General features: G+C 41.9%; 15 protein-coding genes, 5 tRNA genes and 1 pseudogene. 13 read left to right on the top strand and 8 right to left on the bottom strand.

The features are described 5' to 3' along the window. Positions 1 to 31 precede the first annotated feature (31 nt). The 5 genes from FTV13_RS14345 to FTV13_RS14325 all read left to right on the top strand — a co-directional run bounded on the left by FTV13_RS14345 (position 32) and on the right by FTV13_RS14325 (position 1,253). Positions 32 to 116 (top strand) — tRNA-Leu (locus FTV13_RS14345). A gap of 384 nt (positions 117 to 500) precedes the next feature. Beyond that, positions 501 to 586, top strand: a tRNA-Leu gene (locus FTV13_RS14340). A 352-nt stretch (positions 587 to 938) separates the two neighbouring features. Then, positions 939 to 1,023, top strand: a tRNA-Leu gene (locus FTV13_RS14335). Between the two features lie 33 nt (positions 1,024 to 1,056). Next, a tRNA-Trp gene (locus FTV13_RS14330) sits at positions 1,057 to 1,130 on the top strand. 38 nt (positions 1,131 to 1,168) lie between these two features. Continuing rightward, positions 1,169 to 1,253, top strand: a tRNA-Leu gene (locus tag FTV13_RS14325). 145 nt (positions 1,254 to 1,398) lie between these two features. On the opposite strand, the gene FTV13_RS14320 is transcribed toward FTV13_RS14325, so the two are convergent. Next, the gene (locus tag FTV13_RS14320) at positions 1,399 to 1,602 is read right to left on the bottom strand and encodes a hypothetical protein (protein ID WP_004786362.1); all 204 of its coding nucleotides are present in this window, start codon (positions 1,600 to 1,602) and stop codon (positions 1,399 to 1,401) included. Between the two features lie 418 nt (positions 1,603 to 2,020). Between FTV13_RS14320 and FTV13_RS14315 the strand changes: the two genes are divergently transcribed. Continuing rightward, positions 2,021 to 2,284: a hypothetical protein gene (locus tag FTV13_RS14315; RefSeq protein WP_179993337.1), complete on the top strand. Its 264-nt coding sequence runs from the start codon at positions 2,021 to 2,023 to the stop codon at positions 2,282 to 2,284. Between the two features lie 21 nt (positions 2,285 to 2,305). Here the strand turns inward: FTV13_RS14315 and gloB are convergent, their stop codons facing one another. Further along, a complete protein-coding gene (gene gloB, locus FTV13_RS14310; RefSeq protein WP_159123781.1) occupies positions 2,306 to 3,040 on the bottom strand; it encodes a hydroxyacylglutathione hydrolase in 735 nt (244 codons plus the stop codon). Between the two features lie 120 nt (positions 3,041 to 3,160). Then, positions 3,161 to 3,745, bottom strand: coding sequence for a flavin reductase family protein (locus FTV13_RS14305; protein ID WP_159123780.1), 585 nt, complete (start codon positions 3,743 to 3,745; stop codon positions 3,161 to 3,163). 116 nt (positions 3,746 to 3,861) lie between these two features. On the opposite strand from FTV13_RS14305, the gene FTV13_RS14300 reads away from it, so the two are divergent. Further along, the gene (locus FTV13_RS14300; protein WP_179993336.1) at positions 3,862 to 4,683 is read left to right on the top strand and encodes a PhzF family phenazine biosynthesis protein; all 822 of its coding nucleotides are present in this window, start codon (positions 3,862 to 3,864) and stop codon (positions 4,681 to 4,683) included. 141 nt (positions 4,684 to 4,824) lie between these two features. Next, positions 4,825 to 7,590, top strand: a complete 2,766-nt coding sequence (locus FTV13_RS14295) for a pitrilysin family protein (protein WP_180012389.1) — start codon at positions 4,825 to 4,827, stop codon at positions 7,588 to 7,590. Between the two features lie 287 nt (positions 7,591 to 7,877). Here FTV13_RS14295 and FTV13_RS14290 read toward each other — a convergent pair whose 3' ends face one another. Further along, the gene (locus tag FTV13_RS14290; protein ID WP_166138633.1) at positions 7,878 to 8,942 is read right to left on the bottom strand and encodes an amidohydrolase; all 1,065 of its coding nucleotides are present in this window, start codon (positions 8,940 to 8,942) and stop codon (positions 7,878 to 7,880) included. Positions 8,943 to 9,049: 107 nt separating this feature from the next. Next, positions 9,050 to 9,445 carry a DUF3144 domain-containing protein gene (locus tag FTV13_RS14285; protein ID WP_004786347.1) on the bottom strand — a complete coding sequence of 132 codons (396 nt, stop codon included), beginning with the start codon at positions 9,443 to 9,445 and terminating at the stop codon, positions 9,050 to 9,052. A 110-nt stretch (positions 9,446 to 9,555) separates the two neighbouring features. Between FTV13_RS14285 and FTV13_RS14280 the strand changes: the two genes are divergently transcribed. Beyond that, the gene (locus tag FTV13_RS14280) at positions 9,556 to 10,188 is read left to right on the top strand and encodes a hypothetical protein (RefSeq protein ID WP_004786345.1); all 633 of its coding nucleotides are present in this window, start codon (positions 9,556 to 9,558) and stop codon (positions 10,186 to 10,188) included. A 22-nt stretch (positions 10,189 to 10,210) separates the two neighbouring features. Here the strand turns inward: FTV13_RS14280 and FTV13_RS14275 are convergent, their stop codons facing one another. Together FTV13_RS14275 and FTV13_RS14270 are read right to left on the bottom strand one after the other, a co-directional pair. Next, on the bottom strand, positions 10,211 to 11,662 hold the full coding sequence (locus tag FTV13_RS14275; protein ID WP_179993334.1) for a CYTH and CHAD domain-containing protein: 1,452 nt from the start codon (positions 11,660 to 11,662) through the stop codon (positions 10,211 to 10,213). Positions 11,663 to 11,783: 121 nt separating this feature from the next. Continuing rightward, complete coding sequence (locus FTV13_RS14270; protein ID WP_179993333.1) at positions 11,784 to 13,241, bottom strand: inorganic triphosphatase; 1,458 nt, start codon at positions 13,239 to 13,241, stop codon at positions 11,784 to 11,786. A gap of 333 nt (positions 13,242 to 13,574) precedes the next feature. Here FTV13_RS14270 and FTV13_RS14265 point away from each other — a divergent pair, with 333 nt between their 5' ends. From FTV13_RS14265 to FTV13_RS14250, 4 genes are all read left to right on the top strand, one after another. Next, positions 13,575 to 13,958: a DUF962 domain-containing protein gene (locus tag FTV13_RS14265; protein WP_159123774.1), complete on the top strand. Its 384-nt coding sequence runs from the start codon at positions 13,575 to 13,577 to the stop codon at positions 13,956 to 13,958. An 835-nt stretch (positions 13,959 to 14,793) separates the two neighbouring features. Beyond that, positions 14,794 to 15,414 carry a thiamine phosphate synthase gene (thiE, locus tag FTV13_RS14260; protein ID WP_159123773.1) on the top strand — a complete coding sequence of 207 codons (621 nt, stop codon included), beginning with the start codon at positions 14,794 to 14,796 and terminating at the stop codon, positions 15,412 to 15,414. A 39-nt stretch (positions 15,415 to 15,453) separates the two neighbouring features. Continuing rightward, the gene (gene hemL, locus FTV13_RS14255; protein ID WP_034706389.1) at positions 15,454 to 16,755 is read left to right on the top strand and encodes a glutamate-1-semialdehyde 2,1-aminomutase; all 1,302 of its coding nucleotides are present in this window, start codon (positions 15,454 to 15,456) and stop codon (positions 16,753 to 16,755) included. Between the two features lie 127 nt (positions 16,756 to 16,882). Then, the gene (locus FTV13_RS14250; protein ID WP_179993332.1) at positions 16,883 to 17,299 is read left to right on the top strand and encodes a heme-binding protein; all 417 of its coding nucleotides are present in this window, start codon (positions 16,883 to 16,885) and stop codon (positions 17,297 to 17,299) included. Between the two features lie 116 nt (positions 17,300 to 17,415). Here FTV13_RS14250 and FTV13_RS14245 read toward each other — a convergent pair. After that, positions 17,416 to 17,525 (bottom strand): annotated as a pseudogene (locus FTV13_RS14245) (IS982 family transposase); the annotation flags it as partial.

The raw sequence follows: 17,525 nt of genomic DNA, 5'->3' as shown, positions 1-17,525 counted from the left end.
AAAAAGTCCAACACTAAGTTGGTACCCTGATGGGGACGTGGCGAAATTGGTAGACGCACTGGATTTAGGTTCCAGCGCCGCGAGGTGTGAGAGTTCGAGTCTCTCCGTCCCCACCATCAAAAGAGACAAGGTTGATGCCTTGTTTTTTTTTGCCTGGAATTTAAGGTTGAGCCATCTTTTAATTCCATTCTTATTATTCGCTTACTTTCGATGGGTAGATTTTAAATACTCAAACTAAGTATCAGTGAAGGGGAGAAGAGAGAAGTCTTTTAAAATGCCCAATCAATTGGCTAATCCAAACATCATTAAAATTAATATTCAGCACTCTTTCAAATAACTTGATTTTTTAAATTGGAGAAATGAAATTAAGCAGTTTCATCAGAAATAAGCCAGTATTTAATCATCAAAGAATTAACTGATTAATTTTTGATATAAAAACACCGAGTTGATCATAGAATCGCTTGTCAAGCAGATGCGATCGCTATAATATACACAGCCACGGGGATATGGCGGAATTGGTAGACGCACTGTGTTCAGGTCGCAGCGCCTTCTGGGCGTGAGAGTTCGAGTCTCTCTATCCCCACCATATATGAAGAAACAAGGTTAATGCCTTGTTTTTTTTTGCCTGAAATTTAGTGCGACATTTTTATTGGCTTGGCTTTTTATTTTTTGTATTGGATTCATTTATTGTTTAAACAACATGCTCGATCAAGATAAGTGAGGTTCTAGAGGTCTGATCTGCTGAGACTGAGCTAGACAAGCTTAGAGATTAAGTTCAAAGCAGTAGCAAAGAAACCTCATAAGGCTGAGTTTTCTTGTTAAATCTTATAAAAAATAAAAAAATTGTATTAACTGTTTAATTTATAGCGGAATAGGCAGTGATTGCTTGTAAAATCACTTGTCAATGACCTGCTATCTCTATAATATACACAGCCATCGGGGACGTGGCGAAATTGGTAGACGCACTGGATTTAGGTTCCAGCGCCGCGAGGTGTGAGAGTTCGAGTCTCTCCGTCCCCACCAATTTACTCAAGAGATTGAGTAAAATGGCCGAGTAGAGGATTGGTGTAATGGTAGCATGACGGTCTCCAAAACCGTTCGTCAAGGTTCGAATCCTTGATCCTCTGCCAAAGTTTGAAAAAGTCCAACACTAAGTTGGTACCCTGATGGGGACGTGGCGAAATTGGTAGACGCACTGGATTTAGGTTCCAGCGCCGCGAGGTGTGAGAGTTCGAGTCTCTCCGTCCCCACCATCAAAAGAGACAAGGTTGATGCCTTGTTTTTTTTTGCCTGAAATTTTTTAAATGAAAAAAAGCCCATCGAAATGGGCTGATTATAGGAATAAGAGAATTTTACTCAAATAAAAGGGTAAATCATGAGTGCATTGATTAATTAAATTTAAGCTTTCAGATGATCTTCAAACTCCTCACCCAGCTGCATGGCCAATGCATTACCTGAAAGATCGCAGGTCACCAGACCATATTCTTTTTTAAAACTGAAACTAAAACCACGATTGTCTGCCAGGGTGCGAACCGAATACCCCAATTTTTCTAACCAAAGTCTAAATGCGAGAACGTTTTTTGCTTTAACCACTTTTTTCACGACATAACTCCTTCATCAGTTAAATCATAGATAAGGGTGAGAATTTTCGTTTTAAAGGGCAAATACCCTTATTTAAATTAATTTAATTGAATTTGCGGATTTAATGAACAAGATAATATAGACGAAATATAGGGTTTTTAATCTAAGTCTATGTTTTTTATTATTTTCAAGATGTTGTAACTAAATATTTTAATTTTAAGCCTAAATAATTTTTTGAATAGTTATTAATATTCAAATATTTAAATCAATAATTGTTTATTTGTTATTCATTTTAAATTAGGAATTAGCGTGGTTTAAGGTTTTAGAGTTTGAGTAAGGCTTAAAAATATACAATCCAGTAAAGTCTCAGAGTATTCAGGTCATGGTTTTAGGCTCAACCCTTTATACTGGCATTGATGTAATTTAAATAAGATTGATGATGACTGAATTAAATATTGAACAGTACGTCAAACAGCAAATTGAACTTATGCAGCAACAAGGGCAGGAGCCTGTAGCTGTGATGCTGGGCCATGAAGACTGGCTGGATTTTTCGGTACAGTCCAAGGTGGCTTATACGCCATTTGGCAGTGCGCGCCGTTATCAACCTGCTTTGGGTGGATTATTGCTGGTCAGGATTGATGAAATGAATGCGGTACGAGTGGTCACCCAGCAAGAACTGGATGACTATGCTCAGAAGCATTAGCTACTCTAAGCAGCTATAAGTTTAAAACGAGTCTTTTATCACGCGTAAACGTTGAAACTCTTCGACACTGTCTGCGCGTAAAAAAGGATTGGTTTCCAGTTCTGCTGCAATCGTACTGGGTAAGGTGCATTGTCCTAGCATGCGCATACGCTCAACCTGTTCGAAACGCTCCAGAATTGCTGGATTATCCGGTTCAACATGTTTGGCAAACTGTGCATTCGACAGTGTATATTCATGCGTGCAATAAACCTGGGTACGTGGCGGTAAGGCAGCCAGACGAGTCAGAGAGTGGTACATCTGCTGATAAGTGCCTTCAAATACCCGCCCACAGCCCATGGCAAACAGGGTATCGCCACAGAACAGCACATCAATAGCATCCAGGAAATACACGATATGGCCTAGGGTATGTCCCGGTACGGCAATAATCTGTACCTCAACACCATGAAAACTGAACTGGTCGTCATGTTCAAGTGGATGGTTAATAAACGGAATTTTTTCCAGCTCAGCTTTTGGGCCATATACCGGTAATGATTGCTTTTGAATTAAATCCGGAACGCCCCCGATATGGTCTTTATGCCAGTGGGTGAGCCAGATCTGACTCAGCTCAAGCCCATGTTCGGCGCAGTAATTCTGAACTAACGCAGCTTCAGTGGGATCAATGACCACGACCTGATGCGTCGGTGTATGTTCAAGTAACCAGATATAATTTTGTAATGAGTTTTTGACATCAATACAGTGGATTTTAAACGGCATCATAAGACATCAGACCAAACAGATATTATGGATAAAGTAGCATAAATTCAGGCAGTCTGACTGTGGTCAAAGCTGCCTGTTTACAAGAATTTTTTATATGATTTGTTTAAAAAGATCAGTCATTTATTCTGCATCTTTGACTGTGACAGCTTCGCCAATGGTATAGAAGTGGCCACCGGCGACATGATGAATACTTTTCCATTCTTCGCTGACTTCATGATAGTACCAGTGCCCATTACGGAACACCCGATCATCGGCATAAGCGGCAATGACCTTACCAATAAACAGGTCATGGGCTTGCTGGTTATGTGGCTCGGGAATCAGCTCACATAAAATCCAGGCGGCACAACCTTCTACAACTGGGATCTCTTGATCTGCGAATTTGAATAACTGCACACCGGACTGCTCCAGTTTGTCTGGGGCATTGTACAGACTCAATGTTCCCAGACTATAGACCATTTCCAGCTGTTTGAGGGTGGGAATCTGCAGGGCAAAGTAGCCAGAATTTTCTATTATTTTTCGGGTCTTGGTGCTTTTATCCAGTACTACGGTGACTTTTGCTGGACTGAATTCGAGTGCACATGCCCAGGCAGCGGCCATGACATCAGTGTCTTGCCCATCATTGGCAGACACTAACACAGTGGGGCCATGTGTAATCAGGCGATAGGCTTTTTCTAAAGGTACAGTTTGAATATGTGAATTGTTCATAAAGAACCTTAATGAGTGAAAAGGGAGAAAAATAAATCATCTGATCCACAGCATATAAAATTCCTCTTCTGGAAAAAAGCTTTTAAACTAAACACCTACATACAGAAGTAAAGAAAATGAAAATGTACCAGGTGGATGCTTTTACGACGTCTCTATTTAAGGGAAATCCTGCTGCAGTCATCGTGCAGGATGCTTGGCTGGATGATCACCTGATGCAGAATATTGCCCTGGAAAATAATCTGTCTGAGACCGCTTTTGTCAAAGTGCTGGATGCAGAAAATTATGAAATTCGCTGGTTTACGCCGACCAAGGAAGTGGATTTCTGTGGACATGCCACATTGGCCAGCAGCTTTGTATTATTCAAGGATTTTAGCTCTGCAAAAACCATTTATTTTCATGTCAAAGATCTGGGCATTTTTACAGTATGCCAGGATGAAGATGGCAAAATCCGGATGAATTTCCCGATCCGTCAGCCTGAACTCATCACAGATTATCCAGAAGCCTTAAGACAGGCGCTGACGAAGCCTTTTAAAAATGTTTATCTGAATACACAAGGTTATATTATTGAATATGAATCAGTGCAGGATGTATTAGAAGAGCAGCCAAATATTGAATTGCTGAAGCAGCTGAATGGAAAAAGAACCGCGATTACAGCAGCGGGTCCATTACTGGATGTCGCGATTACCGCTGGTGATACGCAATATGATTGCATATCACGTTATTTTGCACCGAGTAACGGGATTAATGAAGATCCGGTAACGGGTTCAATTCATACCGGGATTGCACCGATCTGGGCGGAGAAATTAAATAAAACTGAACTGGTGGCTTATCAGGCTTCTCAGCGTGGCGGTGTATTGTATTGTGCATTAAAAGAGCAAGACCGCATTGAGATTTCAGGTTATGCCAAACTGTTTATGCTGGCCGAACTTTATATTTAATTAACATACTCAATAAAATACCGTGAAATTGCGCGGTATTTTATTTGGCATCTCATAAAATAGACTATTCATAATAGAGACTTTTCTCTAAGATCAGAGTGACTGTAAATAAAAATTCACACTTAAAAATTTGGATGAACAATGCAAATACGCTTTAAACGTTTAAGCATGGCGATTTTATTATCTGGCTGGACTGCGGCCAGTTTTGCACAGCCAGTATTGGTGAAAACAGAACAGAATATCGAAGAATATCGACTGGAAAATGGCTTAAGAATTATTCTTGCGCCCAATGATAAAGAAAATAAAGTGTTTATGAATACGGTTTATCTGACCGGTTCACTGAATGATCCTCAGGGCAAAGGGGGCCTGGCGCATCTGCTTGAACATCTGGCGTTTAAAGGCACGGAAAATGTGAAGGGAGATGAGTTTCAGCGCCGTCTGGATCAATATACCTTAATGACCAATGCTAGTACTGACTATTACTCAACCAAATATACCAATGTGATTCGTCCTGAGCAGACTGCGGTCAATGAAGTGATTTTCCTTGAAGCAGAACGCATGGACAAGCTGGTCCTGCAAGAAAAGTATGTGCCGACTGAAATTGATATCGTGAAACGTGAGCGTGAAATCCGTCTGGATCAGCCATTTTCCGTACTGATGGATCAGGTATTTAAATCAGCTTATGGCAATCAGTATCTGGGGCGATTACCGATTGGTGACTTGAACGAACTGCAATCGATCAAGATGCAGGAGCTGAACCAGTTTTATCGTCATTGGTATGCACCGAATAATGCTTTGATGATTATTTCAGGCAAATTTAATAAGGCAGAAGTGCTGAAGCAGATTGATACCCATTTCAGTCCGATTCAGTCCCGCAAAGTGCCTGAAGCGGTAAAAGTGCCTGCGCTAAAACCTGAACAGATCAAACAACGTGAATTTACCGTACAAAAAGGTAGTGATCTGGCCAAATTTAATATTTATCTGAACCAGTCAGAAGAAAGTATTAAAACCACGCTGGCCATGTCTCCAATCTTATATACCTTGCAACCTAGCGGACACCTGTATCAAAGTCTGGTCGAGACTGGTAAGACCACTACAGTGCAGTCCATGACCTGGCTCGATAAAGATTTTAATCTGGTGTTTATGGGTGCCATCTATGCGCCAAATCATCAAGTCAAACAAGTTGAGCAGGGCTTAATTCAGGGGGTAGAGCAGAGCCAGCCATTTAATGAAACCGAATTAAACCGGGCTAAAAGTCTAACCCGAAACCAGGCGGACAATGTTAAAAATAGCGCAACCGCTTTAGGTTCGCGTTTAAGTGAATATGTAGTGGCTTATTCAGGTGACTGGAGCCAGTATTTTAAAGATCTGCAAGCCATAGAAAAGCTGGATGTTAATCAGGTCAACCAGGTGTATAAAGCATTCTTTAAGCCGGAATATCGTATTTCTGGCAATATCTTGCCGACACCAGAAGATCAGAAAAAAGCACAGGAGTTGACCCAGACTGAAGTGCCGGCTCAAACTCTGGATCAGCAGGCTGAAGCAGCAGAACCGCTGAAAGATGTCAGTGTCTATCAGGCAGAAGTAAAGCAGTATGTGGCGCAGTCCAAGCAATATTTACAGGCCAAGGACAAACAGATTCAACGTGGCAAACTGAAGAATGGTATTAAATACGCTTTATTCCCGACCCAGACTCAGGATGACAAAGTTTATGCCACCATTGCGCTTAATTTCGGCACGGCACAAAGTTTGTTCAATAAAGGCGAGATTCTGGATCTGACAGCTTACTTACTGCTGCGTTCTTCTGAAACCCAAAGCTTGCAACAGATTGCCGATAAAATTATTGAGTCCGGTGGTTCAGCCACGGCCAGTTCCTCTGAAAATGGCATGAGCATTCAGATCAGTGCCAAAAAAGAGAAGTTTGAGGAATTTTTCCAGTATGTGCTGGATGTGCTCAATAAACCGGCCTTTGAGCAGAGCCAGTTTGACCTGATTAAAGGACAAAGCCTGTCTGCGTTAGACCGTCCTTATACTGAGCCCAATATGGTGGCCGGCCTGACCATGTCTCGCGCGACCGAGATTTATCAGCCGGGTGACCTTCGCTATCATTTTGAACCTGAACTGGCAAAAAAACAGATTCAGGCTGCTACTCGTGAACATGTCGTAGCGTTATATCAGCAGTTCTTTAATACGCATCATGCCCAGATCGCAGTGACAGGGGAATTTAATCCGAAGTCCGTGAGCAAAGTCCTCAAAAATAACTTTGCGAGCTGGAAAGCGAAGCAGCCTTATGAGCGCTTAAGTGGTCAATATACAGTTTATCCGGCACAGAAAATCCATGCGTTGTCTGAACAGCGCGAGTTCGGTCATTATCAGGCTGTCATGACATTCCCGGTCGGTGCAGAACATGTAGATTTGCCAGCCATGCTGGTCTTCCGGCATATTCTGGGTGATTCTCAGTTGTCTTCACGTTTAGCACAGGAATTACGTGAGAAAAATGCGCTGGTTTATGGTTTTAGTGCCAATGCTCAGTATGATGAATGGATTGATTCAGGCGCATTAGGCATTCAGGCGAATTATACGCCTGGCCGATCAGCACAGGTGTCACAAGCGGTGCATAAGGTATTGAATGAGCTTCTGGCCAAAGGGGTAACCGAGCAGGAAGTTGAAGCAGCGAAAGCCACGATTTTGAAACAGCGCGTCACTGCACTAGAAGATGATCGCCGTATTCACAGCATGCTGATTCCACAACTGGAAAAAGATCGTAATCTGATCTATCGGGAGAAACGTGATCAGGCGATTGCCAAGCTGACCAAGGCAGATGTCGATGCCGTTATCAAAAAATATGTTAAACCGGATCAATTGGTCGAAGTCATGGCGGATCAGTATGGGAAAGAAGTGAAATAAACTCTGTAATTTTTTATAAGTCTATGACGGTCTCTTTTCATTTTAAATAAATGTTTAGATGTCTATATGGCTACTTTTGCTTCGGCAAAAGTAGCCAAAACCATTTGTCATCCGCAAAACTCGTCCACCACCTTCACGAAATAAATTTATTGTAGAAACAATCCTCTTATGATGTAGTCCTACCTCAACCAGTTACGGATGACGTTTCCGCGTATTTATGAGCATGAAAAATTTTAAAAATTAAAATTTTAATCTATTTGTTGATTCAGTTTTAATTAATAAGAGTTCTATAAACGATAAAAGCGTTTCGCATTTTCATAAAAAACCGGCTTTACAGCATGTTCGTCATAGTTCTGCACAATATCGCTAAAGGCATCAATGATGGTGACCAGATCTGTGCTGACACGATCCATCGGGAAATTCGAAGCAAACATGATGCGATCTTTAGCGAAACATTGTAGGGCATGCTGGATCAATGGAGCCGCGAGCTGAATCAGTTCATCTTTTTTTGCCAGTTTTCGATCTAAATGAAAACGGTGACCGAGTACAGGCATAAACAGACCGGAGATTTTGCTATACACATTCGGACATTTTGCCAGTTCAGCCAAGTCTTCTTTCCAAGTCTGAAAAATATAGTCTCGCTGCTGTGCTGTTTGTCCTGTTGCTTTACCGACTTTCCCAAAGATGCCGGCAGGTGTGCCCAAGTGATCCAGCACAATCGGCGTTTCAGGAAATGTTTTGGCCAGATGGGCCACATCAGAAATTTGGGTAGAATAAACCCAGGCATCAAAACTTAAATTGGCTTTGGCTAATTCCTCAAATCCTTTCAGAAATTTCTTATTGCAGTATAAATGCGGTTCATCGGTCCAGGCATGAATGCCTTTATCGGCATGGAACGATGCCATTTTACGAATACCACGTAATTTAGGCGAAACTTCCTGATGTAATTGCAGCAGCTGTTTAAAGTTTTTTTGACGAAGATCAGCTGTAGCCACAATGCCGCCTAGCTGAATATTCTGTTCAGCAAAAGGCAGCCCGGCAATAAACCTGGTTTCATTAACCACGCCAGTACCTTTATGCTCATGCCAGCTTGCTTCTATATGAACAATCTGTTCCACCTGATAATGACCGATGTCACGTTTATAATTTTCAGGTAGGTAAGGCGCGGTCAGATGTTCGGTCAGACCAATGGTATCGATCACCGCTTTGGGCTTGATCAGTCGCACCATTTTGTTCAGCAGTTTGGGATGTTTGCCAAATAATTTTACGGCTGAGGCTGCGGCATGCGGTGTGGTATAAGGGTCCCATTGATGAATATGCGGATCTATAATCGGAAAGGGCAGTTGCTGCATGATATTTTTGATCGTCGTTTAATTTTTATTCATTTTTTATAGGATAAATGCAGCATTAAAGTCAAATTAAAAATCAAAGATTTAAAAAAAGCCCCGTAGGGCTTTTATTAATGATCGTGGTCGTGTTGATGCTTGTTGGCATGAAACTCTTCATTACGACGGAAACGTAAATAGTTTTCAAACTGCTCACAGTATTCATCATAGTTATCTTCCAGCATCATCTGAAATTGCTGCAAGATATAAGACATGACCTGATCTTTAGCGTCGCGCATCTCGTTACCATCTTTGAAATTGTTGGCAGCGACCCAGGTATTAAAGCGGGCAGTACCAAACAGCATTGCGGCACTGACTTGACCACGTTTTTCTGCCGGGTTTTCCTGAGAGCCTTTTTCTACACGGCTAAATTCGTTGGCCTGTTTAATAAATTCATCAGCACGTTCAAAGAATGCAGCATTTAACGCTTCTTCTTCGGTTACATCGGTTGCTTCAATCTTTTGAACCATGAATTTTTCCTGATAATAAAATCTTAATCACTAATTATAGGCAAAGCCTTGCAGAAACTAAACCTTTGCCTTAATCTAAAAATAGCCTAAGCAATAAAAATGTGAATCTCATGCAAGATGCAATTGCTGTACAGAGCCTGAAAAGTGATATTGCCTTATTGCGCCAGAATATCTGGCCACCGGCAAATCTGGCCAATGTGGAAGGATTGCCAATTTATTATGGCACCAAGTCGCAGGTCGAAGAATATTACAAGCAATGGCTGGGTCTGATTGAAAGGGCGCAGGATCTGTTTCAGCCTTTTATGGAAGATGAAGTCCTGGATGCGATTCATTTGCCAAGTCATTTGAATCTGCCCTTATTTTATTTTCATGTGGACCGCATCCGGATTAATAAAACCCGCGCCAAAGAATCCAAAACTTTTCGTGGTATTGCCAGCCTGATTGAAAAATGTGGGCAATTTGAACCGGAACAGATTCAGGCCATGCAACGCTGGCTAGACAGTGATGAAACGGCAGCTTTGGTGGCACATCGTGAATTTGTAGATCTGCGTACTTATGTATTCCAGCATGGTCAAAGTGAATACACCCGGACTCGGTTCTATGTGAATGGCATCGTCCTCAGTGTCGAACCACATTTTGAACTGGTTGATGCCCGTGATAAGCCGCGTAAGCAGCGCAGCGATAGTTATAGCGATCCATTAGCTGATAACAATACCTGGAAAGTATATGGAAAATATCGCTAGAGCAATTTTGTCTATTTATCTCTTACCAGAATGGCTGGGTGTGAGAAAATTTTTGTAACTGCTCGGCAGCCTGTTCCGACAGATGCTGCTGTTCTGCGGTGAGCCAGCCGATGACAAACCATGCCTTGGAATGTTTTTTGGCATAAGGCCTATACAGGCTTTCTGCGACAAACAGGTCATTATAATGACCTAAAGTCTCCTGTAAGGGCTTTAACGCTTTCAGATATCTTTTGATTTCCTTTTCCGGAAACAGGCTTTGCAGAAATTCCACATTATAACGCAAGCGTTTAACCCGCTTGCGGGTTCGGTGGCGTGATTCAATATCCAGTTCCTGATAATTCTCTGCATCTGCACAGACTTTCTGATGCAGTTTGCTGAGTCCTTTACACAGGATTTTATGCGAGGACTTTTGCTGGTTTGCACTCTGATCCTGACTAAATTGTAGTAGCTCCAGTATCAGCTCCATCGTAGCTGGCTTTCTGAATAATTGGCTAATATCTGCCTGATCCTGTTGGGCTGGAGGCAACTGCAATACTGGTGAACCCGCAGCTTCTAGCTGAGGAAGCAGACTTTCAGCTAAAGCATCGCGATCCCGAGTAGAGCCTAATTGCTGGAAGATATTGCGTAACTGATCCTGCCATTCCTCTGGCAAATCCTGATGATAGGGCTGGAAGATTTTTAAGGCACTGCGTAAACGCCGGATAGCGACGCGGGCCTGGTGCACATGGTCACTATTGTAATTTTCTAGCGCAATCGCCGTCGCATTGGGAAACAGGTGCGTCAGACAGTTGGTGATAATTTTTTGCAAGATATGATGAATATCGTCTTTAGCTGCGAGCTCTAAGGTTGTCTGATGCTGGACCGGAAGATCAGTTTTATTATTCAGCAGAGCATAACCACGTTCAGATTTGCTGCGTACATCCAGCCATAACTGATAACGTTGAATCCAGGGTTTAACAAAATCAATTAAGTCATCAAGTTTGCCACTTTTGAGCTCAAATTCAACTTCATAAATATCCAAGGTCTGGCCATTAGAACGAATCTCACCTCTATCCAGTGCAATTTCAATCTGACTTCCTCGGTAATTTTCAATCCAGAGATCCCGCTCTACATCAGTTTCAAATTGTAGAGTCAGAGACGTATCTAGGGTGTGAAGTGCCTGTTTTAGAATCTTCCGAGCCTGTTTATGCTTGGCATAAGCTTTTAAATCACAGTTGTCCGGTGCGGCATCCAGTCTTTCTTCCAGCTCAAAGCGTTCAAACTGATGCTGGCTCGGTGCTTTTAAGGTCTGAAACCATTGCTGATCTTCCAGACGCTGCCGGAGTGCAATTTTGTGCTGCTGTAACTGCTGATCGGAAGTATCAAAGTATTTGGCACATAAATGATGTCGAGTCGGCCCGTACTGCTGAAAATCTTGTTCGAATTGGTGACGTATACTTTGCGGAATCTGGAATTTGAGTTCGATTTCTGCCATCGGGCCATTCCTTCTCGATGAGGCTCATAACAATCAATATAGACCAAACAACAAAAGTATTGTGATGTGCTTGTGCAACAAAAAAGCACGCCGTAGCGTGCTTTGAAAGTCAGTTAAATACTTATTTAAGAAATTTGCGGCTGACCAGAAACTGTTCTGTCGCTTCCAGTAAGCGCTGTGCATAGACTTCCTGCTTGGCAGTCAGCCAACCCAACACAAACCAGTCACTGGCTTCCAGCTCAGTCTGCTGGATATACAGGGCAGAGGAGGCCAATGTCTGATATTCATTTGCTGCCTGCTGTGCATCATTTAAAGCCTTGCTGTATTTTTGTAGGTTTTTGACATCATAAATCGTGGTCAAAATTGGGAAGCTGAATTTTAATTCCTGAATGCGAATTGCTAGCTGATCCAGACTCTCAAAATTGGTAATATCAGTCTGGTTCATCTGTTCCTGCAAGACTTTGTATTGTTGCTGCAAGGTAGTTTGCGCTGCAGATTTCAATTCCAGCGGCTTAGCTTCATTTGTACTTAAGCTGAAGATCAGCAATTCCAGATAGTGATGCACATTTTGGGTGGATTTCACCAGATTGCCCAGCTTCTCTTTGGCATAGAGAATATCTTTAGTCAGGTTCTCTGCGGTCATAGGATTTTGCAGGAAGCCAGCCAGAGTGTTTTGCATGTGCTGTAAATGTTGCAGATGTTCAAACTGATGTTTAAATGCGGCAAGTTGATGCGCCCATTTGTCTGAAACTTGGGGATGCCAATCTTTAAACAAAAGTAGGGTCAGATAGAGATGATCCAAGGCCTGTTGTGCCTGATCAATATGTTCCTGCTCTGCCACTTGCGCGGAGATTGCCGCAATATTGGGTAACAGGTGCTGCATTTGCTGGGCCACTAGATGACACAGGTTTTTACCCGCACTGTCTTTTTTGCTGATCTGGAATTCTTTGGCAAAAGTAGCGGGACTTACATTCTGATGAGTCGCTAACAAATTCCCAATTTCTGCCTTACTGCGTACATCCAGCCACAGCTGATATTTTTTGACCCATTCAAAACTAAAGGCCAGCAAATCCTGAATTGAGCCATGCTTTAACTCGAATTCAACTTCATGCACTTCCTGTTCAGCATGAGGCGTGCGAATACAGCCGATATCCAGGCTGACTTCGATTGATGTGTTTTCATATTCAATCACGCGCAAGGTACGGGCAATATCGGTTTCAAACTGCAATTGCAGCTGGTCAAACTGATCACCTAAAGCACGATTAAGCAAGGTTTGCGCTTCAGCAGACTGCTTGTAAATACTCAGGTCCAGCTCAGGAGAATATTCTAATTCACCCAGATCATGATTATGCTCGAAACGTTCAATGTGGCTTTTGCCTGCCGCTTTTAACGTCTGAACCCAACGACTGCCTTCTAATCGTTGGCGTAGGGCAATTCCATGCTGGGCCAGTTGACGGTCTGCAGTATCATAGTATTTGGCTTGAAGCAGGATCTGTTGAGATTTCTTGGGATCAAGTGCCTTAAGCAGGGCAGTACGGCGTGCCGCGGGAATCTGGAACTTGAGTTCAACTTCAACCATGATAATCATCCTGTCTATTCAATTTATTGAAAAATATTAAAAAATAAATTGAATTTTTATTCGCTTGCATGAAATTCCGATATGAAACGGAAATATTTTTTAGACTTTTGAGCGGCTGATTGTAACGAAAAACCAATCTGATGTAAGACTTGACCGATTGAAAAAAATGGAAATGGAAAAATTAAAATGCTGATCTCATTCGCCGGTTTCTACTGAAAGCATGACAATTCAATATCTAAGCCAAATTCAGGTACAGAATTACATGAAAATAAAGGTACTTTTAATTGCCTAAATTATGCGCTAAGGTGAAGAAAAAAGATCAGGATGATGATAATGAATGCACAAGTGCAGCCGAGCAATGAGATTGCAGAACTGACTTCTCCACAAATGCCGATTCATGACTATCATGAGTTTTACCGGTTTTATCTAACCGAGCATCGCCATATTATGAGCCGCCGTTTGCATGTCGCAGGCAGCAGTATCGGTTTATATTTTTTTAGCAAAGCCCTTCATCAGCGTAAAGCTAAATATCTGGCCTATGGACTACTCTCAGGTTATGCCTGTGCCTGGATTGGTCATTTCATTTTTGAAAAGAATAAACCGGCCAGCTTTAAACAGCCGCTATACAGTTTTATTTCAGACTGGCGTATGTTTGCCGATGTATTACGTGGTAACCTGAGCCTGGTCGATCGTAAGCACGACAAAATTCCAAGTTAGGGCTTATGACGTTTTATCGGATTTATGCTTAAGTATTGCAATAAAAACGATAAAAACACTTGCAAGTGTAGAGTTATTATTCTATTAATTGTTTTATTGCTTATTCAGTATTTTATCAAAGAGTATAATTCACTGAATAAATCAGTTTTCCAAGCCTGGAGCGACCTTCTCCGGGCTTTTTTTATATTTAAAAAAATAGAAAGATCTGCATTGACGTATTTTTAATTTATCTGAATGATTTAGAAAATATTCACGAGATGAATGAACCAAGTTTGAGAGATAAGATGGTCAGTTCTGCTTAGATGGGTCGATCCTTTCTAGCTTTGACACGTCTCCCCATAAACGGTTTACCCAAAGCTAGAAAGGATCTGGTAGATAAAACACAGCTTTTGCTTTTCTATTTATGTGTTGTGTTCGAACTTATTTAAATCCTTTAATGCATGTAGACCTATCCCTGAAATTGGGTATTTTGAAGTTTTCTTTAAGTTTTGTGATTAATAGTATTCAAGCAATTTTATACACAGGAATCGTAAAATCCGGACATAAAAAAATCGCTTTCAGAATTTTGCAACTTCTCCACTAAGTTATCTGCAAAATCCTAAAAGCGTTTGTCGGAGGGCGTAAGCATTAACACTTTATCATTATTGTTATAAAACCATTAAAACGTAAATTCTCGCAGTCGCCTATCACTGAAAATAGGGATATTGATCAATCACCTGTATAAAAAGTACAAATAATAATCTAATCCCTGAATCGGGTATTATTCAGTGTTTAGGATGGGGAAACTCGCCCATTTATGCCTATAATAGCGTATGTATTTTGAATGGCGGCAGTCATGCGCGGTTTATATTTAATTACCAATGATGATCCTATTGAACTTCTCCTAGCAAAACTTGAAGGTGCAATGGCGACTTATGAAGTTGCGGTACTTCAGTATCGTCGTAAAAAAGTAGCGAAAGAAGATCAGGCTTACGAAATCGAATATATGAAACAAATGTGTGAACAGTACAAAGTTCCATTTGTGATTAATGACGATTTGGAAACTGCAGTAAAATATGGCGTAGGCGTGCATTTGGGTCAGGATGATGGTTCAATCCAGAAAGCTGTTGAACGTTTGCCTAAAAATGTTTTGATTGGTCGCAGTTGCAACAACTCACTTGAGCTTGCAGAACAAGCCATTGCGGATGGTGCAAACTATGTGGCATTTGGTGCGATCTTTGCGACTGACACCAAGCCAGAAGCGGGCAATATTGGTTTAGAAACCTTGAAACTGGCTAAAGAAAAATTGAATGTACCAATCTGTGCCATTGGTGGTTTGACAGTTGAAAACGGTAAAGAAGTCATTGAAGCCGGCGCTGATCTTTGTGCGGTCATTAGTGATGTTTTAGGCCGCTCGATGTCTACTGTCGGTCAACGAGTGTATGACTGGTCGGAACTATTTGCTGAACAAGCTTAATTTTTATTTCTTATTGTATTTTTGAGTTGAGTGATTCTCATGAGTTTATCTCCAAAGCAAGAACAACTATTTAAACAAGCCAATAAACATATTCCGGGTGGTGTTAACTCACCTGTACGTGCTTTCAATGGCGTGGGTGGTACGCCTATCTTTATCGAGAAAGCACAAGGTGCTTATCTGTACGATGTCGATGGCAAGCGCTATGTGGACTATGTGGGTTCATGGGGCCCAATGATTCTGGGTCATGCGCATCCATCAATCATTAAAGCGGTGCAAGATGCAGCTGTTGATGGTTTAAGCTTTGGTGCACCAACCGTGCATGAAACCACTTTGGCAGATATCATTTGCGACATCATGCCATCCATTGAATTGGTACGTATGACGAATTCTGGTACTGAAGCGACCATGACTGCGATCCGCTTGGCGCGTGGTTATACCGGACGTGACAAAATCGTAAAATTTGAAGGTTGTTATCATGGGCACTCTGACTCGCTGCTGGTAAAAGCAGGTTCTGGCCTGTTAACTAAAGGCGAAGGGGAAGCGACTTCTGCGGGCGTACCTGCTGATTTTGCCAAACATACATTAACCCTTCCTTATAACGACATTGCGACTTTAAAAGAATGCTTTGCCAAGTTCGGTTCAGAAATCGCGGGTGTGATCGTAGAGCCAGTGGCAGGGAACATGAATCTGGTGAAACCGATTGATGGTTTCCTGCAAGCGATACGTGATGTCTGTGACGAACATGGTTCAGTCTTCATTATTGATGAAGTGATGACAGGCTTTCGTGTGGGTCTTGGTGGTGCTCAGGCACATTATGGCGTGACTCCTGATTTAACGACTTTGGGTAAAATTATTGGTGCGGGGTTGCCAGTCGGTGCTTTTGGCGGTAAGCGTGAAGTGATGGAATGCATCGCGCCACTAGGTAACGTGTATCAGGCAGGTACTTTGTCCGGTAACCCGCTAGCAATGCGTGCCGGGATCGAGATGTTTAAACATCTGCGTGAGCCAGGTTTTTATGAAAAACTGACTGCTCAACTTGAAAAACTTCTTGCAGGTTTACAAGCAGCTGCGGATGAAGCCGGTATTCCATTCAAGACCCAGCAAGTGGGCGGCATGTTTGGCCTGTACTTCACTGATCAAGAAGACATCACCAGCTTTGATTCAATGCTGAAATGTGACGTAGAAGCTTTCAAGAAATTCTTCCATGGCATGTTAAGTCGTGGTGTGAACCTGGCTCCATCTGCATTTGAAGCAGGATTTATTTCAGCTGCGCATAGTGATGAAGATATTGAATTTACGATTCAAGCGGCTAAAGAAACTTTTGCTGAAATGAAAGGGTAATACAACCTCTCCCTAACCCTCTCCTAAAAGGAGAGGGAACATAAGCCCGAATTCCTTCGGGCTTATTTTATTCTTTTAATTAGACCGCAAAGATTTGAAATTGATAAATTAGAAATTGGATAGTTGAATGAAAACCAAACATTATCTGACCTTAAGCGACGCTGAGTTTTTGTTAAATCAGGCCTATGAATATGCGCTAGAAAATGGCTTTAATGTTAGTATTGCTGTAGTTGATGAAACTGGCAATTTGCTGGCAATGAAGCGTATGGATGGTGCTTCACCGATGACAGCAAACCTGTGTCTGGAAAAAGCACGTTGTTCTGCCATTAGTCGCCGCCCATCCAAACTGTTTGAAGATATTATCAAAGGCGGTCAAATGGGCTTTCTGACGATGGATACTTTTTCTGGGATGTTAGAAGGTGGTGAGCCGATTCTGTATCAGGGTCAGTTGGTTGGTGCGATGGGTGTTTCTGGAGTGAAGTCGTTCCAGGATGCGGAGATCGCACAGCAGGCGATTGAGAAGTTTTTGGCACTACAAAATTAGGTGTTTGTATTTGGAAAATACAAAATTATAGTGAGTATGAATAAATTTAACAAAACCCGAGTTAGTTTGCTTGGGTTTTTATTAGATTCTAAGATTATAAATAACCCGAATCCTGCTTAAGCCGATGACTTCATAATTTGAATTGTTGGCTTATTTTTATGGATCAGTTGATATGCACACAAGGACGCGTAAATCCCTCCTAGAAATCCATGAACACTACGTGCTT

Origin of the sequence: Acinetobacter sp. YH12235, assembly GCF_013417705.1 — a bacterium.
In the GTDB taxonomy this organism is placed as follows: domain Bacteria; phylum Pseudomonadota; class Gammaproteobacteria; order Pseudomonadales; family Moraxellaceae; genus Acinetobacter.
The sequence above is the reverse complement of the archived record's forward strand: the minus strand, read 5'-3'. Positions and strand labels throughout refer to the sequence as shown.